Genomic DNA, 20,644 nt, shown 5'->3' with positions numbered 1-20,644 from the left:
CGTAACTCTCAGATCAGGCCGGCCCGGATGGCCTCGGCCACCGCTTCGGCCCGGTTCCGCAGGGCCAGCCGCCGCTGCGCGTGATGCAGGATGTTCTTGATGGTGCGCTGCGAGTAGCCCATCGCCGCGCCGATCTCCGCGGTGTCCCTGCCCTCCGCGATCAGCCGGAGCACGTCGATCTCACGCTGGTCGAACAGCGCCGGGCGCTCCGCCAGGGCGCCGTATCCGGCGGCGAGCCGGTCGGCGGAGGCCGACGGCGCCGATCGCGCGGCCGTGACCTCGGCGATCAACCGTTCCGGCCGGGCCGCCCGATACGGCAGCAGGCACCGCACCCCCGCGTCCGCGGCCGAGCGGTGGCCCCACGGCGGGAGCGGTCCGGCGATCAGGATCGCGGGCAGGACGCCCAGTTCGGTCACCGCCCGCCGGAGGACCGGGAGGTCCTGCCCGGCCGGGTCCTCGGCGGCCACCAGGACGTCGGCGCCCGGACCGGGTACCACCGTGAACGCACCGGCCCGCGAAAGGATCCCGGCGAGGCCCGCGTTGGTCACGGGGTCGCACGCGTGGACGGCGACCCGGAGGTCCGGCGTGTTCACGAGGCGTATCGGCCGTTCAACAGTGCCGTGGCCAGTTCGATCCGGGAGCGGTAACCGGTCCGGGTGAAGAGCAGGTTCAGCCGTCCGTCCACACTCTTGCGGCTGATCTGCAGGGTCGTCGCCAGCTGCTCGTTCGTCAGCCCCTCACCCGCCAGCAGCGCCAGCAGGTGCTCGTTCTCGGCGGCCGTCTCGTCGTGCTCCCCGGGGGGAGTGATCCCGTTGTCCCGCATGAGATTCCGCAGCCGTGCGCGGTACAGCAGCGCGTCGAGCGAACCGAGTGTCCCGTAGACCTCGACGAGCACCTTGGGATCCGTCGCGTGGTGCCGCACCAGACGTTCGGCCGCCATGGCGAGTTCGAGCGGCTGTGCGCGTTCCCTGGCCAGCCACAGGCATTCGCCGTCCGGCTCCTGACCGAGGCAGGCGCGGACCAGGTGGCGATGCAGCAGCACCCGTCCGGTCGGCATCGCGGAAGCGAGTTCCTCCAGCGCGTCGAGCGCCTTCCTGGCCGCGGCGCGGTCGTTCCTCCGCAACGCGAGTTCGGCGAGATCCGCCCAGGCGATGTCCGTGCCGACGGCGAGCCCGCAGGTGGCCACGTGCAGGCGTTTGGCGGCCCGGTCGGTCTCGCCGAGAGCCATGTCGACCCGGGCCTCCGCGATGTCGAGCAGATGCGCCAGCATCGGCGCCGTGGCGCGGGCGGCGGTCAGCAGTCCCCGTGCCGCGGTGAACCGCCCCTGCGACAACAGGACCGAGACGGCCGACAGATGCATCGCGGCCGAGCCGGTGTCGTACCCGCGCCGCGAACGGTCGGCCACGCTGCGGTGGGCGAAGTCGATCGCGCGGGCGGGCAGCCCACGCATGACCGCGAGCATCGAACGTTCGCTGTCGCGCAACCCGGTTTCGGGGAAGTCCTCGTCCGCGAGCAGTCGCTCCGCGCGGGTTCGTTCGCCCAGTACCAGCAACGCGGTGACGTACGAAGTGATCTGGTCGTTCCGGTGCCGCCGCGCCGTCCTGAGCGGCCACCGTTCGCGTTCGGTCAGGTTCGCGCCGAACCGGGCCGAGCGGCCAGCCCAGAGTTCGGCCAGGCTGCCGAACAGTTCGCCCAGCATCGCGGAAACCGTCGATCCGGTCCGCCAGGAATCGTCCTCCGCCAGCAGTTCGGCCGCTTCCGCCCAGCGGTCCAGCAGGCACAGCGCGATCGCGCTCGAGGCCACCGACCAGTCCGGCGGGTTCGTGGCGATCCTCGCCAGCTCGGCCGTGTTGCCGGAGTTGTGCAGCGCGCACACGGCGATGGACTGGGCCTCCTGCGCGGCGTCGGCGGACAGCCGGTCGGGGAATTCCTCCAGCAGCCGCCGCGTCCCCGCGAGACTTTGTTCGTGGTCTCCGTTCAGGTGACACCACATGGTGTGGAGCAGGGTCACCCTCGCCCGCTGCGGCCGGTCCTCGGTCAGCTCCACCGCGGCGCGCAGCCAGCGTGCGCCGCGACCGGTCTGGTCGTCGGGCAGGAAGGCCGCGTTGTCGAGCAGTTCGGCGAGGGCGCGGCGCGGGTCGATCAGCTTGCCCGCCTCGGCGATCCGGTCGGGGAGGTAGTACGGAGCGGACGTGTGCGCGGACCCGTTCCACAACGCGGTGACGGCGGCCGCGGCGATACGCCGGCGTTCGAACGGCCCGAGTTCGGCGATCAGCGCGTACGCCACCACCGGCACGGTGAACCGCCAGCCCTGGCCGCGGTGCAGAATCCCGTCCGCACGAAGGGTTTCCAGGATCGCGAGTGTTTCCGCGGGATCCTGCGCGAGCACTTCGCTGATCAGCGACGGCATCGCCGCACCGAGCGGATGCAGCATGGCGGCCGCCTTCGCGACCGCGAGCCGCCCGGGGGCCAGCCGCATGGATCGCAGCGGCACCAGCGTGCCGGGCACGAGGTACGCGCGCCGGTCGACGATCCGGATCGCGCCCTGCGCGCGCAGCAGGTCCAGCGCCTGGCACAACGCGGCGGGCACCCCCCGGCTGAGTTCGTGCAACCTGTCCCGGAGCAGGTCGCTCGGAACGGCACCCAGCGCCTCGACGACCGGCCGCGTGATCTCCGCGGCCGTCAACGGCGGCAGCCGCACCGGTTCCACCAGGCCTTCGGCGCGTAACCGCCGCACGACGGCGAGCCTCTCGGCCGCGTCACGGACCGGGGTCCGCGTGGCGCAGACCAGCTTGCCCGGCGAGCGGCGGATCAACGCCGCCAGGACGGCGAGGTCGTCGTTTCCCATCCACTGGGTGTCGTCGAGCAGCAGCACGTGTCCGTCGGCGACGGGGGGCCACGGATCGCCGCCGGGCGCGAGGCCGCCGTCCTGCGTGAAGCGCACGGTCGAAACCTCTTGTCCCGACGCGGAAAGCCGTTCGGACAGCCGCGCGAGCAGCGTGGTCCGGCCGATGCCCGCCGGCCCGGTCACCCAGACGCAGGGCGGGCCCTCTCCGGTGACACGTTCCAGGATCCGCTCGGCCACCTCGTCCACGCCTGACATCCTGAGCGGCCGGGTGCTCCGCGACGTGGTGGATGGCCGGGTCTGGCCCGTATGGCCGCCGGATCCGCCCGAAAGCCGTCAGGCGGCCAGCGGTCCGAAGACGAGGGTGCCCGGCGACTTCGCGTCGTCGCCCGCCCAGAACTCCAGCCACAGCGCGGCGAACTCGTCCCGGGACAGCATCCCGTCACCGTCGGCGTCCAGCAGCGGGAAGGTGGCGTCGGTGTCGGTGGGGCGGCCGTTCCAGACCTCGATCAGCTGGCGGTACTCCGCCGCGGAGATCATCCCGTCACCGTTCTCGTCGATCGCTTCGAACATCGCGTCGGCCGTCGCGGTCACGGCCTCGGGCGTGCCGGGAAGCGTGTCGACCACCAGCAGGACCTCGTCGAGGGTGACCTTGTCGTCCCGATCGAGATCCGACGCCGCCAGCAGCGTCGTCCACCAGCTCAGCATGATGCCGGTCAGCCGCCGCTCGTCACCCGGCCCGCGCCGCCGCGCCCAGCGGTCGGCCAGCGCCTGGAAATCCCGCTCCTGGAGAAAGCCGTCGCCGTCGACGTCCATCGCCGCGAACACGCCCGAAATCTTGCGTCGCTGCAAGTCGCTCGCCATGCGTCCGAACGATAGAACCGGTGGCGTAACGGCACATCGGCCATTCAGGGCCACGGCGATCCACGATCGGGGGATGCGCCGTACCGTGAACGGGAGCGACCACACCCGGAGGTGGCGGATGACGGCCGGAATCGAACGGGCGGCCCACGCCTACTGTCCTGTCTGCGACCCGGACCCCGGCCTCGGCGAGCCGGTCACCGCGCTCTGCGGGGCGACCCATCCGTACTGGGGCCGCCGCGAGCGGCCGGTGCACCACTGCCCGGCCTGCGCGGCCGTCGTCGAGAAGACGGTGTACCCGTGCGGCCACCCGGGTGGTGAGAGATGAGGGCCACAGCGAAACGTCGTTTCCCCGGGCCGCCGACGGGTATCCGGAGGCAGCGGACGACGAAAGGGAGGCCCTGATGAACGACAAAGCCGAGAACAAGATCGACGAGCTCAAGGGCAAGGCCAAGGAAGCCGCCGGTAACGCCACCGGCAACGAGCAGTGGCAGGCGGAAGGCAAGGCCGAGCAGGGCAAGGCCAACGTCAAGCAGGCGGGCGAGAAGATCAAGGACGCGGTGAAGGGCGTCCGGGACTGACCCCGCGGGCGGCTCGCGCGTGAAACCCCTTCACGCGCGAGCGCCTGGGGTACGGTCCGGATCATGGACTTCCGGGATTTCGACGGCGTCAAGGTGCGGCGCCCCGCGGTCGAGCGCGACGGCCTCGAAAGCGAACCAGGCGTGTTCCGGGGCGATTTCGACTTCGACTCCGTCCACCTCGACGGCGGCGACCAGAACGGGGTCCGCGGTGGCGGGGAGATCGCGCGTTCCCTCGTCTCGGACGTGAGCCTGGCGAATTCCCGGCTGGACAGGCTGACGCTCTCCGACGTGGTTCTCGAAGGCGTCGATCTGTCCAACGCGGCGATCCGCGAACTGTCGGCCCGCCGGGTCGAAATCCTTGGTTGCCGCGCGATCGGGCTCGGAGTGGCGATCGCCTCCGCGACCGATTTGTACGTCGAGAACGCGCGGTTCGACTACGCGTCGGTGACGGTCGAGCGGGCGAAGGGGCCGGCCGTGTTCTCCGGATGTTCCTTCCGGGAAACGGTGTTCTCCGGTGACCTGTCCCGGCTGTCCTTTGTGGACTGTGAGTTCAGCGGAACGGAATTCGCGGCGATCTCGGCGGTGGACTGCGATCTCCGCGGTTCGCGCCTGTCCGGTGTCCGTGGTCTGCTGACCTTGCGCGGCGCGAAGATCACTGCCGAGCAGGCCGTCTCGGTCGCCGGGATTCTCGCCGCCGAGAGCGGATTGTCGGTCGTCGGATGAGCCGCGTCGTCCTGTTCCACTCGGTGCTGGGGCTGCGGCGGGCCGAGCTCGCCGCGGCGGAGCGGCTGCGCGCGGCCGGCCACGAGGTCACCACACCCGATCTCTACGGCGGCGAGACCGCGACCACACTCGACGAGGGATTCGCGCTGAAGGACCGGATCGGGTGGTCCACCGTCGCCGGCCGTGCGCTCGACGCCGCCGAAGCACTGCCCGACGACACCGTGCTGGCAGGGATGTCGATGGGCGCGGTGGTGGCCGCGGGCCTCCTCCCGCACAGGCCCGCCACCGCCGGGGTGCTCTTGCTCCACGCCGTCGCGGATCTTCCCCCGAAAGTCCGGGAAGGTCTGCCGATCCAGCTCCACGCGGCCGACCCGGACGACTTCGCGCCACCGGCCGCGCTCCCGGGCTGGCTCGACGCGGCAGCCCGTTCAGGCGCCGACGCGCGGGTGTTCACCTATCCGGGCGCGGGTCACTTCTACACCGACAGCAGCCTGCCCGACCACGACGCGGAAGCGGCGGCCCTGACCTGGCAACGGATTCTGGCGTTCCTGGCGGTTCAGCCCTCGGGATAGAAGACGAAGAGCGTGCCGTGGCTCGGTTTCGCCTTGAGCGGAACGGCGCCCGTGAGCCCCGGCGCGGTGTCACGATGACCGTATGGCGGACATCCTCCCTTTCCACCAGAAGCGTCCCGAACCGGAGCCGCTGTGGCGTGACGTGCTGGGCAAGAGCCTGCGCGCCGCGAGAGAGGACCAGGGCGGCCGCCTCGTCGACGTCGCCGAACGCGCCGGGATCTCGCCGCAGTACCTCTCCGAGATCGAACGCGGCCGCAAGGAGCCGTCCAGCGAGATGATCGCCGCGGTCACCGGCGCGCTCGGGCTCGACCTGGCGGATCTGCTCTTCGGTATCGCGGGCACGATCGGCCGGGGCGGCAGCACGGGGCTCGCGGTCGGCCGGCGGCCGCGAGGCCCCGTGCTCATGGCTGCTTAGGCACGTGAGTTCGCCGCGGTCGTGAGTGGCGTTTCACGTGTGTCGTCCGTCGAATCACAAGCGCCGTCCGCCCAGTCACGAGACGAAGGGCGCTTTACCCGCGTCGCATGCGGTGAAAGTCCCCTTCAGCCCCCCGAGACCAGAAGACTTCCCGCTTAGGCACGTTCGTCGAGAACACGATCCGCGAGCCCGTACGCGACCGCGCCCGCCGCGTCGAACACGCGGTCCCGGTCGGTGTCGTGCCGGAGATCGGAGACGGCGCGGCCGGTGTGCGCGGAGAGGATCTCCTCCAGCTGCGTCCGCACCCGCACGACCTCGTCGGCCTGGAGGATGAGGTCCGGGATGGTGCCGCGGCCCTGCGCGGCGGGCTGGTGCAGGACCACCCGGGTGTGGGGCAGCACGAACCGGTGCCCGGCCTCGCCCGCGGCCAGCAGGATCGCGCCGGCCGCGACGGCCTGGCCGACGCAGGTCGTGGCCACCGGCGCTTTGATGAAGCGCATGGTGTCGTACAGCGCGAGCATCGCCGACGGGTCGCCGCCCTCGGTGTTGATGTAGAGGTTGATCTCCTGCTCGGGGTTGTCCGCCTCCAGGTACAGCAGCTGCGTGATCAGCGCGTTCGCGACGCCGGAGTCGATCGCGGTCCCGAGGTAGATGATCCGTTCCGACAGCAGATGCGAGTAGACGTCCATGATCCGCTCGCCGGCGGGGCTGCGGGAGATGACGTTGGGGATGGTGTAGGTGCTCATGCGCCCGCACCCCTTTCCGTGCCGAGGCCGAGTTTGTGCGTGCGGACGGGGACGACCTGGTCGAGGCTTTCGACGATGTGGTCGATGAAGCCGTACTCGCGCGCCTGCTCGGTGGTGAACCAGCGATCGTGCAGCGAATCGGCGAAGATCCGGTCGATGGGCTGCCCGGTGTCGTCGGCGATGAGGCCCAGCACCGTGTCCCGCGTGTAGCGCAGGTCGTCCGCCTGCACCTCCACCTCGACGGCCGAGCCGCCGATGCCCGCCGAACCCTGGTGCATCAGGATCCGCGCGTGCGGCAGGGCGAACCGTTTGCCCGGGGTGCCCGCGGAAAGCAGGAACTGCCCGGCGCTGCACGCCAGCCCCAGCGCGAGAGTGGCGACGTCGCACGGCACGAGCCGCATCACGTCGCGGATGGCGAGCATCGACGGGACCGAACCGCCCGGCGAGTGGATCCACAACGCGATGTCCTTGCGGGGATCTTCGCCCGCCAGCGACAGCAGCTGGGTGGTGAGGACCGTCCCGTTGTCGTCGTCGAGCGCGCCGTCGAGGACCAGCACACGCTGGCCGAAGAACCGTTCCCGGAGCCGTTGGTCGAAGAGTGGCTGCTTCTCGTTGTCGGTCATGTCCCGACCATGCCGCCGGGGCGCGGTCACCCGCCGGTTTCGCTGCTGTGAGCGGATCAGCCCACAGCAGGGCGTTCGGCCGGGACCAGCCACACCCCGATGGCCAGGACGGCGGCGAGGACGAGCGCGACGAGATCGACGACGAGCCCCGGATACAAAGGGAGGCCCAGGTGTTCCCGTTCGTCCAACGTCTGCAGCAGGAGCAGGCTGAGCAGCGTCAGCCCCGCGCCGAGGGTGGTCACGGCCTGCCCGTGGCGGACGCGGGCGAACAGGAGGCCGCCACCGACGACCGAAAACACGCCCGCCAGGACGAGGCAGACGCGGGCGAGCAGCATCGGCGGCCAGAACAGGTCGACCAGGTAGGCCTGGTGGATCATCATCGCGTCGGCCAGGACATAGAAGCCGAGCACGATGCCCGTCACCCCTGCGAGGATCGCGAACCCGGAAGGCGGGGCCAGCCCGGGACGCGGCGGAGCGGGCTGGATCGGCATCGGCGCTTCGACCCCGCTCGCGGCCCGCGCCAGCAGCGGGAGCGCTTGCTCAGGCAGCACGCGCGCCTGCGGCGCCTTCGCCAGCAGCCCACGGAGAACGTGCGCGAGCGGCGCGGGGGTCCGGGTGATGGGCGGCTGCTCGTTGACGACGGCGTACAGCGTGGCCGCGACGTTCGCCCGCTGGAAGAAGTTGCCGCCTTCGCTCGCGCTGAGCAGGGTCACGCCGAGCGACCAGAGGTCGGAGTGGGGAGTGGCTTCGTGCCCCGCGATCGTTTCGGGGGCGAGGAACGCGGGAGTGCCTGCCGGGTCGATGGCCTTGGCGACGCCGAAACCGATCAGCTTGGCGGCGCCGTCGGAGCCCACCAGGATGTTCGCGGGCCGCACGTCCCCGTGCACGATGCCCGCCGTGTGCGCGGCGGCGAGCGCGCCGAGCACCTGCCCGCCGAGGGCCGCCACGAACCGCGGCGGGAGCGGGCCCGCGGACGCGACGTCCTCCAGGGTCCGTCCTTCCACCGGGTCCATCACGATGAACGCCGTCCCGTCCGCCACCACGACGTCGTGGACGGGCACCACCGACGGGTGATCCACCGCGACCCTGGCCTCGTGCCGGAGCCGTTCCGCGAGGGTGGGCTCGTGGGCTGGAAGCCGCAGTTCCTTGATCGTGACCCGGTCGCCGTCCGGGCCGTCCTCGGCGCGCCACAGCACGGCCGCCCCGTCACGCCCCAGCTCCTCGAGCAGGGTGTAACGCTCGGCGATCGTGCGGGAAACTGCCGTCACAGTGGTTCTCCTCGAATCCTGAAGGGTCTTCGAGGCACGCTAATCAGGGCGCATGACAAAACGATGAAATGGCCGTTCATCCATAAAGGACCTACCCGGCTGGATATATTCACAGTCATGCTGACCTTGGCGGCCCTGGCCGACGACCCGGATCTCGAACTGCGGGTGGTCGTCCCGGGCCACGCCGGGGCGCTGGCGGAGCAGGTGCTGTGGGTGCACAACACCGAGCTTCCCGACCCCGGGCCGTACGTGCGCGAGCACGAGGTCGTACTGACCAACGGCCTGTGGCTGGACCGGGTCGCCCCGGCGGATTTCGTCGCGCGAGTGGTCGGCGCCGGAGCGGCGGGCATCATCTTCGGCCTGCGCGTGGAGCAACGCGACACGCCTCCGGAACTCGCCGAAGCCTGCCGGGAAGCCGGGTTGCCCCTGCTGGAGATCTCGGTGGCGGTGCCGTTCACGGCGGTCACCCGCGCCGCGGCGGCGATCCAGGCCACGGACCGGCAGAACGCGCTGATGTCGCTGGTGCGGCGAGGTGACGAGCTGACCTCGGCGCTGTCGCGAGGCGCCGGCGCGGCCGGGGTGCTCGCGGTCCTCCGTCGTGAGCACGAGCTCCCGCTGGCGGTCGTGGACCGGATGGGCCGGGAACTCGCGTCCGCCGGTGCCGTCTTGGACGCCGGGCAGTCGCGCGCCGCGGCGGAGGCGCTGGCCGGGCATCCGCCGCCGCTGGAGGCGGATCTCGGCGCGGGGACGCGGGCGGCGTTGTTCCCGGTGGGCGCGATCGGCGACGCCGACGCCGCGCTGCTGTGCCTTCGGCCCGTGGCCGATCTGACGCGCGAGGAGCGGGACGCGCTTGAGCAGACCGCCCGGTACCTCAGCCTGGAGGTCGCCCGGCACCAGGCGGTGCAGGCGATCGAGATGCGGTTCGCCGTCGAACTGCTGGACATGGTGCTGTCCGGCGCGCAGCGCGCCGCGGAGGTGCCCGGCAGGTTGCGTGCGTTCGGCGTCGACCCGGACGGGCCGCTGGCGGTGATCGCGCTGGCGTTCGCGGGCGACGACGCCGCGACGCGGGCGGGGATGGCGGAGGCCGTGACGGATTTCCTGCTGGCGGACGGCCTGCCGGCGGTCGTGGCGGCGGGCAGCCAGGACGTCGTCGCGGTACTGCCGTTCCGTTCGGGACGCCAGTCGCCCGCCGCTTTCGCGCCGCGGCTGGCGGCGGCGGTGTCGCACCGGTTCGCCGGAGGACGCGTGGTGATCGGACTCGCCGATCCCGTGCCCGGCGCGGCCGAACTGCGGCTGCCGCTGTCACGCAGCCGCGAAGCCTGCCGCGTGCTCCGGGGCAGGCGCGGCGGCCCGGTCGCGGCGAGTTTCGCCGAGCTGGGCAGCTATCGGCTGCTGCTGGAGTCGCACGACGAGCAGTGGCGGCACACCTTCGCCGACGCCCTGCTCGGTCCGCTGCGCGAGCACGACCGCGCCCGCGACGGTGACCTGGAGACGACCCTGCGGGCGTTCCTCGACCACGACGGCCAGTGGGCGGCCACCGCCGCGGCGCTGTTCGTGCACGTCAACACCCTGCGCAACCGGCTGGCCAAGGTCACCGAGCTGACCGGCCGCGACGTCGGACGGACCGCGGACCGGGTCGATCTGTTCCTGGCGCTGGAGGCGGCTCAGTCCGGGTAGACCGCGGGGTCGATTTCGAGACGCCGCAAGGGTTCCGCCGGAAGCGAGGGATCGGCCAGCGCCGCGGCGGCCACGTCACGGCACCGGGCGAACCGGACGTCGCCGAGACCGAGCCCGAACTCGATGAGCGCGCGCACGGCCTCCAGCCGTCCCGGCCTCCCCGAAAGGAACGGGTGCAGGCACAGGTTGAACAGGCAGCGATAGCGGCGCATCGCGTCGAGCTCCGCGCGCCACATCTCCAGCACCCGCACCGGCGACGTGATCACCGAGCCGATCCGAGGCGCGGGAAGGAACGCGTACTGCTCCCAGTCGTCGAGCGACCAGTGCACCGGCAGCTCCGCGATGCGGCCCGCCGCGGTTTCGATCAGGTACGGCCGGTCGTCGGCCATCAGCGACGAGTCGTAGCTCAACCCGTGTTCGGCCACCAGTGCCGGAGTGTCCCCAGTGGACTCCCAGCCCGCCGCGCGATGCCCGCTGATCTCGATGCCCTGTGCGGCGAAGACCGCCATGCCCCGCTCGAAATCGGCGCGCTGCTCGGCCGCGGTCATCGCGGTCGGCGGCCGGTGACTGTACGAGTGGTGGGCCACCTCGTGACCGCGCTCCACGATCGTGGCGGCCAGGCCGGGCCGCTGCTCGGCGACCCAGCCCGGCACGAAGAACGTCGCGGGCACGGCCAGCTCGTCGAGCAGGTCGAGGATGCGCGGCACCCCGACCCTGGGCCCGTACGCCTGATGGGACATGGTCGAGAGGTGGTCGGCGTAGCCCCGCCCGCGCGCGAGGATCGGGGATTCCGCGTCCACGTCGAAGGTCAGGGTCGCCACCGCGGCCGCGCCGCCGTGCCAGCTTGGTTCCGTCACGCCTGCCGACTCTCCCGCCAACGGCGCGCGTTCGCCACCGTGACCGTCGGGGAGACCATCGCCCGGTCGAACTCGGCCAGCGGCCGCGCCGCCGCGACGCGGGCGGGCAGATCGGGGTTGGCCAGCGCGCCGTGCCCGATCGAGAGCAGGTCCGCGTGCCCGCCGGTGAGCACCTCGTGCGCCTGGGCGAGGTCGTGCATCCCGCCGTTGGCGATCACCGGCAGCCCGGTGACCTGCCGGGCGAGCGCAGTGATGGTGCCGCCGTCGGCCAGTTTCGCCGTCTCGAGCCAGTTCCGGCCCTCGCTGGCGATGTGGAGGTACTGCGCGCCCGCCTCGGCGACCGCGGCGAAGATCACCTCGGCGTCGTCGCGTCCGCCGGGCCAGCGATAGGTGAAGTCGTTGACCTTCGTCTGCGACAGCCGCACGCCGGTCACCAGCTCGGGCACGGCCTCGGCGACCGCGGTCACGACGCGGGCGGTCAGCCGGATCCGGTTCGCGACCGGTCCGCCGTAGGAGTCGGTGCGGTGGTTGGTGTAGTCGGTGAGGAACTGGTCGAGGAGGTACCCGTTCGCCGCGTGCACCTCGACGCCGTCGAACCCGGCCTGCCGGGCGCGCACGGCCGCGGCGGCGAAACCTTCGACGACGTCGTCGATCTCGGCGGTGGTCAGCTCGCGCGGCACCGGCCACGGCCCGGAGCCGCCATACGCGCGCATCATCTCCCCGCGCGGCTGGACGGCCGAAGGTGCGACGGTGTCCGGGTGGCCCTGCGCGATCGCCCCGGCGTGCATGAGCTGGGCGATCATCCGGCCGCCCGCCGCGCGGACCCCGGCGGTGACAACGCGCCAGCCGGCGACGTGCTCGTCCCGGGCGAGACCCGGCTGGTTGAGGTAGCCCTGGCTGGCCTCGCTGTCGGGGTAGGTGCCTTCGCTGAACACCAGCCCGAAGCCGCCGCGGGCGAATTCGGCGTAATAGTCGGCCATCTCACCGGTCGGGGTGCCGTCCGGGCGGGCCGAGACGCGGGACATCGGGGCGACGGCGTAGCGGTTGCGCAGCGCGAGGCCGCCGAGCGTGGCCGGGGCCAGTGCGGGGTGTTCGACGGTGGTCGTCATGACCGGGTTCCTCCATTGTGGACGGTTTCGATGGCGAGCGGGGAAAGTCCGGCGTCGCTGATCCGGATGAGGTCTTGCGGGCAGGCGGAGACCACGACGACGCAGTCCATCTCGGCGCGCAGGGTCACCGCGTCGCCGGGCCGCGAGTTCGCGGTCAGCCAGTTCAGGCGTCCGTCCGCGCCGACCGGGACACGCATGAAGACGTTGATCGGCTGCGGTGTCGGGCCGGGGAAGGCGAGGCCCTCGTCCGCCAGTGCCTCACGCAGGTTCGTGGCACAGGACCGGTGGCCCGGAGCGCCCAGCGCGGCGTAGCGGGCAGGGTCGCACGCCGGGATGAGCATGTCGTGCTCGCCGGGGGAGGTGTCTTCGATCAGCGTCAGGATCGGGCGGCGCAGTCCGGTCAGGAAGGACTCGCCGGCCGCGGGGAACAGCCTGTCGGCACCGGCGCGGGTGTGCGCCGCGCTGTGGTGCTCGGTCAGTTCGGTCCCGCCGTCGTCGCGGAAAGCGAACACGTCGCCGACCTGGCCGCCTTCGACGTCGATGATCCGCACCAGATCCCCTGCGGCCACGCGGACGGCCCTGGCGGTCCCCGGTGGCACTTCCGTTCTGCTCATGGCTCCAGCAAACAGGGGCGGACTAATAGCTCGCCATGGAGGAACCTCCACTCTTCAGGCACATCGATAGAGAAACCTCCAAGCGGGCAAGGCGTAACTCGCGTGTTTGAAGGCGTAACTCACGTGATTGGAGCCGCAACATCGTGTTACGCCTCCAATCACGCGAGTTACGCGGTGAGGTAGTTTCGACTTTGACCATTTTCGCGGAGCCGGGTTAGGGTTCGCCGATGGAAGACGTCGACGCTGTGGACGCGGCCGGGCTCGACTTCTGGTCGTTCGTGGCGCTGGCGAACCGGCGGCTCGCGCACGAGTACGGCTTCCGGCACCAGCTGGCGACCGAGGTGCTGCTGACCCTCAATCGTGCCTCCGACCTGGTGACCTACGACCTCGAAGCCGCGGTGCACCGGCCGCGCGGCCGGTCGTGGTCGGCCTTCCGGCTGCTGTTCGTGGTCTGGCTCGCCGGGCCGCTCGAACCGACGAGCGCCGCCCGGCTGACCGGGATGAGCCGGGCGGCGGTGTCGAATCTGGTCAAGACGCTGGTCGCGGAGGGGCTGCTCGACCGGGTCCCGGACGAGCACGACGGCCGTTCGGTGCGGCTGTCGCTCACGGAGGCGGGGCACGAGGAGATGGTCTCGGTCTTCCGCGAGCACAACGAGCGCGAATTCGGCTGGACCAACGCGCTGACCGAGACCGAACAGCGCATCCTGGTGATGCTGCTGGGCAAGCTGATCACGAGCCGCGCCGAGTTCGGCACCCGGAGCCGCAAGTAGGCCTTCCTGTCGCGCGGAAGACCGGACTACGCTGCCCGATGGATAGTCAAAGTGTGAACTAAATCGGCGAGGAGGAGACCATGGTGGACGGCGGACGGATTCCCGCGCTCTTCGCCGGGCTGTGCGACGACGCCGCGGTGTTCCCGCCGGGCCTGGCCCCACTGCCGGATGCCGTCGCGGCACACGACCAGCACCTCGATGCCTGGTACGCCGGACTCGTCGGCCCGCTCGTCATCGCCGCCACCGCCCTCGGCGATCTCGCCGAGGTGCTGGGGGAGCGGGCGACCCCGCTGCCGGTCTCGGTGACCCTGCCCGGGGGGCCGGCACAGCTCGACGGCGTGCTCGGCGCCGTCGAGAAGCTCCCGGTGAAACTCGACGCGCTCGAAATCGCCGTCCCGGAAGGGATGGGCCCGGACGAGGTGCTCGCCGCGCTTTCCCGTGCCACCGCGCCGGTCTTCGTCGAGATCCCGCGCGACGAGCGGCGAGTCCCGTTGCTGGGCGCCCTTTCCGGAACCGGCCACCACGCGAAGTTCCGCACCGGCGGCGTCCGCGCCGAGCTGTACCCCGGCGAAGCGGAACTCGCCGCCGCTGTGCGGGCCGCCGTCGAAGCGGGCGTTCCGTTCAAGGCCACCGCCGGGCTGCACCACGCCCTCCGCAACACCGATCCGGAGACCGGCTTCGAACAGCACGGTTTCCTCAACCTGATGCTCGCCGCCGACGCCGTCCTCACCGATGGCGACGCCGAAGCCGTTCTCGCGGAACGAGACGGCGCCGCGATCGCCGAGCGGCTCCGGGCACTGGGCTCGGAACGCGTCGCCGCCCTCCGCGCGGCTTTCACGTCGTTCGGCACCTGCAGCATCACCGACCCCCTGACCGAACTGGCCGGACTCGGCCTGCTCGAGGCGCCCCGAGGAGAGGCATGACCACGATCGACATCCCCGCCGGCTCGCTGTTCGGCATCGACAACCTGCCGTATGGCGTGTTCTCCGTCGACGGCGATTCCCCGCGCGTCGGCGTCCGCGTCGGCGACTCCGTTCTCGACCTGGCCGCGGCGCTCGGCGACGACGTGTTCGCCGAGCCGACGCTGAACCCGTTCATGGCGCAGGGATACGACCGCTGGGTGGCGGTCCGGGAGCGGATCCGCGACCTGGTCTCCGGCGAGGTCCCCGACGGCGCGGTCCACGCGATCGAACGGGTGACCCTCCACCTGCCGATCGAGGTCGCGGACTACGTCGACTTCTACGCCTCCGAACACCACGCCTCGAACGTCGGCAGGCTCTTCCGGCCCGACGCGGAACCGTTGCTGCCCAACTGGAAGCACCTCCCGGTCGGTTACCACGGCCGGTCCGGCACGGTGCTGGTCTCCGGTACGGACATCGTGCGTCCGAGCGGTCAGCGCAAGGCCCCGGCCGAAGCGGCGCCGGTGTTCGGGCCGAGCACGCGGCTGGACATCGAGGCCGAGATGGGCTTCATCGTCGGCACCGGAACCCCGCTGAACACCCCGATCACCCCGGATTCCTTCCCCCGCCACGTTTTCGGCGCGGTCCTGCTCAACGACTGGTCCGCCCGCGACATCCAGGCGTGGGAATACGTCCCGCTGGGCCCGCACCTCGGCAAGAGCTTCGCGACGTCGATCTCCCCCTGGGTGGTGCCGATCCTGGCGCTGGAGGCCGCGCGGATCCCGTTGCCCGGCCAGACAGACCCGGAACCGCTGCCGTACCTGCGGGAGAGCGAACCATGGGGCCTCGACATCGACCTCGTCATCGCATGGAACGGCGAGGAGGTCAGCCGCCCGCCGTTCCGCGAGATGTACTGGTCGCCCGCTCAGATGCTCGCGCATCTGACGGTCAACGGCGCTTCCTCGCGCACGGGCGACCTGTACGGCTCCGGCACGATCTCCGGCCCGGAGAAGCAGCAGCGCGGCGCGTTCCTCGAACTGTCGTGGGGTGGCAAGGAACCGCTCACGGTCAAGGGTGAGGAGCGCACCTTCCTGCTGGACGGCGACGAGGTCGTGATCACCGGCACCGCGCCCGGCGCGAACGGCTCGCGGATCGGGTTCGGCGAGGTGCGGGGACGCGTGCTGCCGTCGAACTGAGCCGATGCGGCGGCTGTGACCGGTGTGGTGTGTCGCGAAAGCCACTTTCGGGACGTCTGCTGTCCCGAAAGTGGCTTTCGCGACAGGTGGCCGGTTACCGACGCCCCACCGTTCAGTTACCCGGAATCCCGTTGGGCGGCGGCCCGTCGTTCGCGGCGGAGTCGTCCGCCTTGATGTGGGCCTCACCGAGATCTGTCACCAGGACCGGCGTCAGATCCTTGCCGACGCCGCCCTCGAGCTCGACCACCGACATGCCGGAGATGCCCAGATGGCTGTCTCCGGTATAGCGGAAAGGCGCCAAACCCGGCCCCTCGAACGTCTTCCCGGACCGCTGGATCACCTCGACGAGTCGCTCGCGCGTCAGGTCCTTCCCGGCCGCCCGCAGCGCCTGGACGAACGTGTACGCCTGCGCCATCCCGTAAATGCGGTAGTTCGTCAGGTCTCCGCCCTTGCCGTGCGCCTTCCAGACTTTCTGCCACAGCTTCGTCCAGGCGTTGTCCGGCGCGTCGACACCGGGCAGGTACTCGGTGGTGACCACGCCGTCGATGAGCGACGCGCCATTGGTGACCTTGCCTTCGGAGAATCGCGCGAGCAGTGAACCGACGAGCGCGGGATCGGAGCCGACGTTGCTGTAGAACCACTTCGGCTTGAAACCGATCTTCAGCGACGCGAGCTGGGAAAGCGCGGTGTAGGACGGAACGGTGAAGCCCAGCACCAGATCCACGCCCGCCGCCTTGAGTTTCGCGATCTGCGGCGCGATGTCGGTGTTGCCGGGCGAGTACTTCGCGACCTCCACGATCTGCTGACCGAGATAACGCCGGGCGCCTTTCTCGCCGTCGCGACCGAAGTCGTCGTCCTGGAGGAACAGGCCGATCTTGGCGTTCGGCAGGTTCTTCCGCACCCAGTCGCCGATGATCTTGCCTTCGATCTCGTAGTCCGGCTGCCAGCCGAAAGTGAATGGCGCCTTCTTCGGATCGTCGCCCCAGCGCAGCGAACCCGACGACACGAACAGGTCCGGCACCTTCGAGTTGTTCAGGAAATCGACGACGGCGCTGTGCGTCGGTGTGCCGAGGCCGCCGACCATCGCGAAGATCTCCTCCTTGAGCACCAGTTCGTCGGTGACGGCGCTCGTGGTGGTCGGGTTGTAGCCGTCGTCCTTCACCACGAACTCGATCTTGCGGCCGTCGACGCCGCCGTTCGCGTTCACGTAGTCGTAGTAGGCCTGGTGCCCGCTCGGGATCTCGCTGTAGCCCGGCGCGGCGACCCCGGTCAGCGGGAAATGCGCCCCGATCTTGATGGTCGTGTCGGTGACGCCGACCGTCGAACCCTTCTGACCGCCCTCGGGTCTGCCGCCCGCGCCGCAGGCGGCGGTGACCGTGACGGCCAGGAAGACGGCCACGGCCTTGGTCCAGCGTTTCATGAAGTTCTCCTCCGGTGGATGAGTTTTCGCAGCCCACCGGCGAGACCGGCGGGGGCGAGCAGCACGATCAGGACGGTGACCAGGCCGTAGATCAACGGCGCCAGATGGGCGGCCTCCACGTCGGACAGGCCGAGATCCGTTCCCGCGCCGGTCACCAGCGGCGGCAGGAAGGTCAGCAGCGCGGCCCCGGCGAGCGCACCGGTCAGGCTCCCGAGCCCGCCGAGCACCACCGCGGACACCAGCAGCAGCGACAACGTCAGCGCGAACCCGCTCGGCGCCGCCAGCCGCGCCGACAACGCCATCAGCGCTCCGGCCAGTCCGGCGCATCCGGCGCTGACGACGAACGCCCGCACCCGCGTGCGGCCGAGGTCGATCCCGGCGAGCTCGGCGGCCACCTCCTCGTCGCGTACCGCCCGCCAATCACGTCCGACGCGGCCGCGGGAGAGGTTCGCCAGCAGCACGAACACGATGATCACCGCGAGCCACGAAAGATAAGCGAGGTAACGGATCGACGTGAGTTCCCGCCCGGTGACGAAGAACGCGGCGTCCGCCAGCCAGCCGGGGATCTCCGGCATCCGCACGGGCAAGCCCTGCTCGCCGCCGAGGGCTTCGCCGAAGAACAACGGGATCCCGGGGACGGCGACGGCGAGCGCGAGCGTCGCCCCGGCGAGATACGGCCCGTGCAGCCTAGCCGCGGCGACGCCGACGAGGGCCCCGACGGCCAGTGTGATCACCATCGCCACCACCAGGATCACCGGCAGCGGAAGGAATTCCGACTTCAGCAGGAGCGCCGTCGAGTAGGCGCCGACGGCCATCAAGGCGCCGTGCCCGAGCGAGAGCTGGCCGTTGAGCCCGGTCAGGACCGTCAGGCCGCCGGCCGCGATCGCGAAGTACGCCATCGTGGTGAGCTGCGAGGTCAGGAACGGTCCGGAGTTCTCGAGGACCAGCACGACGACGACCAGCGCGGCGAGGGCGATCAGCAGAGTGCGGCGTGGCATGTCAGACCCTTCGCTCACGAGCGCTCGCGAACAGGCCGCCGGGCTTCAGGAACAGCACCACCATGAGCAGCGCCAGCGCGGCGAGCGGCACGAGCTCGGAGCCGACGTACCCGCTCACCAGGCTCAGCGACAGGCCGAGGACGACACCGCCGACGACCGCGCCGACCGGGCTGTCCAGCCCGCCGAGCACCGCGGCGACGAAACCGTACACCACCACACCGTCCATATAGGACGGATGGACGAGGCCGCCGCCGGCGATCAGCAGTCCGGACAGGGAACCGGCGAGCGCGGCCAGCGCCCAGCCGAGGGTGAGCATCCGCCCGACCCGCACGCCGAGCAGGCGGGCCACTTCCCGGTCGAAGGCGGCGGCCCGCATCCGCAGGCCGAGATCGGTCCCGCGGAACAACAGCACGAGCCCGATCAGCACCACCGCGACGGCGGCGATGGTGAACACGCCGAACCCGGTCAGCGCGATCGTCGTGCCGCCGACCTGGAATCCGGTGAGCCCGAACGGCGCCGGGAACGACCGGTACCGCGAGCCGAACACCAGCGCCGCCAGCGCGTGCAGCACGATGAACAGCCCGAGGGTGAGGATGACGGCGTTGATCTCGGGTTTCCCGGAGACGAACCGGATCACGAACCGTTCCACCAGCGCGCCGAGTACCAGGCCCGAAAGCAGCGCCACGGCGAAACCGGCCCAGTACGACCAGCCCGCGTCGATCAGGACCAGCGCGAGGTAGGTGGTGATCATCGCCATCGGCGCCTGCGCGAAGTTCACGATCCGCGTCGCCCGCCAGATGAGCACGAGCGCCAGCGCGAACGCGGCGTAGACCACGCCCAGCGTCAGGCCGGTGAGCGCGGTGGTCAGCAGTTGCTGCACAGGGCTCCCTTTCTCCGGGGGTGAGGCGCCGAGCCGGTCACCAGTGAGCCGTGGGGGCGTCGCGAAAGCCACTTTCGGGACATCAGACGTCCCGAAAGTGGCTTTCGCGACAGGGTCGTGTGATCCACAGGGCTCCCTTTCAGAATCCGAGGTAGGCGTGCCGGAGGTCGTCGTCCGCGACGAGCGCGGCGGCGTCCCGCCGGACGACTACCTGCCCCAGGTTGAGCACGACTCCGTGGTCGGCGATGGACAGCGCGCTGCGCGCGTTCTGCTCGACCAGCACGACGGCCAGCCCTTCGTCGTGCACGAGACCGCGCAGCAGGCCGAAGATCCGCGCGACGATCCGGGGCGCGAGCCCCAAGGACGGTTCGTCCAGCAGCAGCACCTTCGGCCGGGAGAGCAGCGCGCGGCCGATGACCAGCATTTGCCGCTCCCCGCCGGAAAGGACGTGCGCGAGACCGTTCTTGCGGTCGGCCAGCGCCGGGAAGCGGGCGTAGATCCGGCGGAGATCGGCCGCCGTCGCGCGGCCGCGTGCCCCGAGCGCGCCGAGCCGCAGGTTCTCCTCGACGGTCAGTTCGGCCAGCACGCCGCGGCCTTCGGGGACGTGCGCGAGCCCGAGCGCCGGAAGGTCCTCTGTGGACACTCGTCGCAAGTCCCTGCCTGCCAGCGAGATACCGCCGCCGGTCGGCGCCACCAGGCCGGAAATGGTGCGCAACAAGGTGGTCTTGCCCGCGCCGTTCGCGCCGAGCACCGCGGTGATCTCGCCCTCCGCGGCCGAAAGGCTCACGGAGTCGAGCGCGCGCACCGGGCCGTAGCTCGCCGAGAGCCGCTCAACGGTCAGCACCGGCCACCTCCTCGCCGAGGTAGGCCGCCTGGACCGCCGGATCCGCGCGGATCTCGTCCGGGGTGCCGCGCGCGATGACCCTGCCGAAGTCCAGCACCACGATCTCGTCGCAGACGCCCATCACCAGATCCATGTGGTGCTCCACCAGCATCACCGACATGTGGTCGGTCAGGCCGCGGACCAGCGCGCCGACCTCCTCGATCTCGGCCGACGACAGACCGCCCGCCGGTTCGTCGAGCAGCAGCAGGTCGGGTTCGCTCGCCAGCGCCCGCGCCAGCGCGACCCGCTTCCTCACCGGGTACGGCAGGCTCCCGGGATACCGATGGGCGACGTCGGCGAGGCCGAACGTCTCCAGTCGGGCCATCGCCCGCTCGGCCAGCGCCTTCTCGTCTTTTGTCAGGCCCAGCATCGAGGACCAGAAGCCGGATTTCGCGTGCCTGCCCGCGCCCGCGAGGACGTTGTCCAGCACGGTCATCCGGTCGAACAGGCCGAGTTCCTGCAGGCTGCGGGCGATCCCGAGGCCGGCGAGCCGATGCGGGCGCAGCCGCCGCAGTTCCGCCCCGCGCCAGGTCAGCGTGCCGGTGTCCGGGCGGACGAAACCGCACGCGACGTTGAAGAGCGTGGTCTTGCCCGCCCCGTTCGGGCCGATCACCCCGAGCACCCGGCCCGGCGCGACGGTCAGGGAGACGTCCGACAAGGCGACGAGACCACCGAAGGTCACCGACACGCCGGACATCTCGAAGGTC

General features: G+C 71.0%; 23 protein-coding genes. 9 read left to right on the top strand and 14 right to left on the bottom strand.

Going from position 1 to position 20,644, the window contains the following annotated elements; genetic code table 11:
- Window positions 1-8 precede the first annotated feature (8 nt).
- The 3 genes from ACOCEP_RS37780 to ACOCEP_RS37770 all read right to left on the bottom strand — a co-directional run bounded on the left by ACOCEP_RS37780 (window position 9) and on the right by ACOCEP_RS37770 (window position 3,709).
- Window positions 9-593, bottom strand: coding sequence for a helix-turn-helix transcriptional regulator (locus ACOCEP_RS37780; protein ID WP_482334557.1), 585 nt, complete (start codon window positions 591-593; stop codon window positions 9-11).
- Window positions 590-3,103: an ATP-binding protein gene (locus ACOCEP_RS37775; RefSeq protein WP_482334556.1), complete on the bottom strand. Its 2,514-nt coding sequence runs from the start codon at window positions 3,101-3,103 to the stop codon at window positions 590-592. Before ACOCEP_RS37775 ends, ACOCEP_RS37780 begins: the two co-directional genes overlap by 4 nt.
- A 78-nt stretch (window positions 3,104-3,181) precedes the next feature.
- Window positions 3,182-3,709 (bottom strand): EF-hand domain-containing protein, encoded by a 528-nt coding sequence (locus tag ACOCEP_RS37770; RefSeq protein ID WP_482334555.1) that lies wholly within the window; start codon window positions 3,707-3,709, stop codon window positions 3,182-3,184.
- Between the two features lie 118 nt (window positions 3,710-3,827).
- On the opposite strand from ACOCEP_RS37770, the gene ACOCEP_RS37765 reads away from it, so the two are divergent.
- The 5 genes from ACOCEP_RS37765 to ACOCEP_RS37745 all read left to right on the top strand — a co-directional run bounded on the left by ACOCEP_RS37765 (window position 3,828) and on the right by ACOCEP_RS37745 (window position 5,997).
- Window positions 3,828-4,034 carry a hypothetical protein gene (locus ACOCEP_RS37765; protein ID WP_482334554.1) on the top strand — a complete coding sequence of 69 codons (207 nt, stop codon included), beginning with the start codon at window positions 3,828-3,830 and terminating at the stop codon, window positions 4,032-4,034.
- A 76-nt stretch (window positions 4,035-4,110) separates the two neighbouring features.
- Window positions 4,111-4,287 (top strand): CsbD family protein, encoded by a 177-nt coding sequence (locus tag ACOCEP_RS37760; protein WP_482334553.1) that lies wholly within the window; start codon window positions 4,111-4,113, stop codon window positions 4,285-4,287.
- A gap of 63 nt (window positions 4,288-4,350) precedes the next feature.
- Window positions 4,351-5,010 (top strand): pentapeptide repeat-containing protein, encoded by a 660-nt coding sequence (locus ACOCEP_RS37755; protein ID WP_482334552.1) that lies wholly within the window; start codon window positions 4,351-4,353, stop codon window positions 5,008-5,010.
- Window positions 5,007-5,582: a dienelactone hydrolase family protein gene (locus tag ACOCEP_RS37750; protein ID WP_482334551.1), complete on the top strand. Its 576-nt coding sequence runs from the start codon at window positions 5,007-5,009 to the stop codon at window positions 5,580-5,582. The genes ACOCEP_RS37755 and ACOCEP_RS37750 overlap by 4 nt, the downstream gene beginning before the upstream one ends.
- An 82-nt stretch (window positions 5,583-5,664) precedes the next feature.
- Window positions 5,665-5,997 carry a helix-turn-helix domain-containing protein gene (locus tag ACOCEP_RS37745; protein WP_482334550.1) on the top strand — a complete coding sequence of 111 codons (333 nt, stop codon included), beginning with the start codon at window positions 5,665-5,667 and terminating at the stop codon, window positions 5,995-5,997.
- A gap of 155 nt (window positions 5,998-6,152) precedes the next feature.
- Here the strand turns inward: ACOCEP_RS37745 and ACOCEP_RS37740 are convergent, their stop codons facing one another.
- From ACOCEP_RS37740 to ACOCEP_RS37730, 3 genes are read right to left on the bottom strand one after another with little or no spacing between them, the layout of a single operon-like run.
- Window positions 6,153-6,743, bottom strand: coding sequence for a ClpP family protease (locus ACOCEP_RS37740; RefSeq protein ID WP_016335566.1), 591 nt, complete (start codon window positions 6,741-6,743; stop codon window positions 6,153-6,155).
- Window positions 6,740-7,366 carry a ClpP family protease gene (locus tag ACOCEP_RS37735; protein WP_482334549.1) on the bottom strand — a complete coding sequence of 209 codons (627 nt, stop codon included), beginning with the start codon at window positions 7,364-7,366 and terminating at the stop codon, window positions 6,740-6,742. Before ACOCEP_RS37735 ends, ACOCEP_RS37740 begins: the two co-directional genes overlap by 4 nt.
- 56 nt (window positions 7,367-7,422) lie before the next feature.
- Window positions 7,423-8,634, bottom strand: a complete 1,212-nt coding sequence (locus ACOCEP_RS37730; protein WP_482334548.1) for a serine/threonine-protein kinase — start codon at window positions 8,632-8,634, stop codon at window positions 7,423-7,425.
- A gap of 117 nt (window positions 8,635-8,751) precedes the next feature.
- Between ACOCEP_RS37730 and ACOCEP_RS37725 the strand changes: the two genes are divergently transcribed.
- Window positions 8,752-10,311: a PucR family transcriptional regulator gene (locus tag ACOCEP_RS37725; protein ID WP_482334547.1), complete on the top strand. Its 1,560-nt coding sequence runs from the start codon at window positions 8,752-8,754 to the stop codon at window positions 10,309-10,311.
- On the opposite strand, the gene ACOCEP_RS37720 is transcribed toward ACOCEP_RS37725, so the two are convergent.
- The 3 genes from ACOCEP_RS37720 to ACOCEP_RS37710 are packed head-to-tail and all read right to left on the bottom strand — an operon-like array spanning window position 10,299 to window position 12,891.
- Entirely contained in the window at window positions 10,299-11,168 is an 870-nt protein-coding gene (locus ACOCEP_RS37720) for a polysaccharide deacetylase family protein (protein WP_482334546.1), read from the bottom strand. The genes ACOCEP_RS37725 and ACOCEP_RS37720 overlap by 13 nt on opposite strands.
- Entirely contained in the window at window positions 11,165-12,277 is a 1,113-nt protein-coding gene (locus tag ACOCEP_RS37715; protein ID WP_482334545.1) for an oxidoreductase, read from the bottom strand. Before ACOCEP_RS37715 ends, ACOCEP_RS37720 begins: the two co-directional genes overlap by 4 nt.
- The gene (locus ACOCEP_RS37710; protein ID WP_482334544.1) at window positions 12,274-12,891 is read right to left on the bottom strand and encodes a DUF1989 domain-containing protein; all 618 of its coding nucleotides are present in this window, start codon (window positions 12,889-12,891) and stop codon (window positions 12,274-12,276) included. Before ACOCEP_RS37710 ends, ACOCEP_RS37715 begins: the two co-directional genes overlap by 4 nt.
- A 227-nt stretch (window positions 12,892-13,118) precedes the next feature.
- Between ACOCEP_RS37710 and ACOCEP_RS37705 the strand changes: the two genes are divergently transcribed.
- From ACOCEP_RS37705 to fahA, 3 genes are all read left to right on the top strand, one after another.
- A complete protein-coding gene (locus ACOCEP_RS37705) occupies window positions 13,119-13,661 on the top strand; it encodes a MarR family winged helix-turn-helix transcriptional regulator (RefSeq protein ID WP_482334543.1) in 543 nt (180 codons plus the stop codon).
- An 80-nt stretch (window positions 13,662-13,741) separates the two neighbouring features.
- The gene (locus ACOCEP_RS37700; protein WP_482334542.1) at window positions 13,742-14,584 is read left to right on the top strand and encodes a hypothetical protein; all 843 of its coding nucleotides are present in this window, start codon (window positions 13,742-13,744) and stop codon (window positions 14,582-14,584) included.
- Window positions 14,581-15,756, top strand: coding sequence for a fumarylacetoacetase (gene fahA, locus ACOCEP_RS37695; protein WP_482334540.1), 1,176 nt, complete (start codon window positions 14,581-14,583; stop codon window positions 15,754-15,756). The genes ACOCEP_RS37700 and fahA overlap by 4 nt, the downstream gene beginning before the upstream one ends.
- 112 nt (window positions 15,757-15,868) lie before the next feature.
- On the opposite strand, the gene ACOCEP_RS37690 is transcribed toward fahA, so the two are convergent.
- The 5 genes from ACOCEP_RS37690 to ACOCEP_RS37670 form a co-directional block, all read right to left on the bottom strand.
- Window positions 15,869-17,176: an ABC transporter substrate-binding protein gene (locus tag ACOCEP_RS37690; protein WP_482334538.1), complete on the bottom strand. Its 1,308-nt coding sequence runs from the start codon at window positions 17,174-17,176 to the stop codon at window positions 15,869-15,871.
- Entirely contained in the window at window positions 17,173-18,174 is a 1,002-nt protein-coding gene (locus tag ACOCEP_RS37685; RefSeq protein WP_482334536.1) for a branched-chain amino acid ABC transporter permease, read from the bottom strand. Before ACOCEP_RS37685 ends, ACOCEP_RS37690 begins: the two co-directional genes overlap by 4 nt.
- A 1-nt stretch (window position 18,175) precedes the next feature.
- Window positions 18,176-19,054, bottom strand: coding sequence for a branched-chain amino acid ABC transporter permease (locus ACOCEP_RS37680; protein WP_482334535.1), 879 nt, complete (start codon window positions 19,052-19,054; stop codon window positions 18,176-18,178).
- Window positions 19,055-19,193: 139 nt separating this feature from the next.
- Window positions 19,194-19,898, bottom strand: a complete 705-nt coding sequence (locus ACOCEP_RS37675) for an ABC transporter ATP-binding protein (protein ID WP_482334533.1) — start codon at window positions 19,896-19,898, stop codon at window positions 19,194-19,196.
- Entirely contained in the window at window positions 19,885-20,634 is a 750-nt protein-coding gene (locus tag ACOCEP_RS37670) for an ABC transporter ATP-binding protein (protein WP_482339896.1), read from the bottom strand. Before ACOCEP_RS37670 ends, ACOCEP_RS37675 begins: the two co-directional genes overlap by 14 nt.
- Window positions 20,635-20,644 lie beyond the last annotated feature (10 nt).

The organism is Amycolatopsis sp. CA-211722 (genome assembly GCF_056828465.1).
This window is presented reverse-complemented; position numbering and strand designations above follow the sequence as displayed.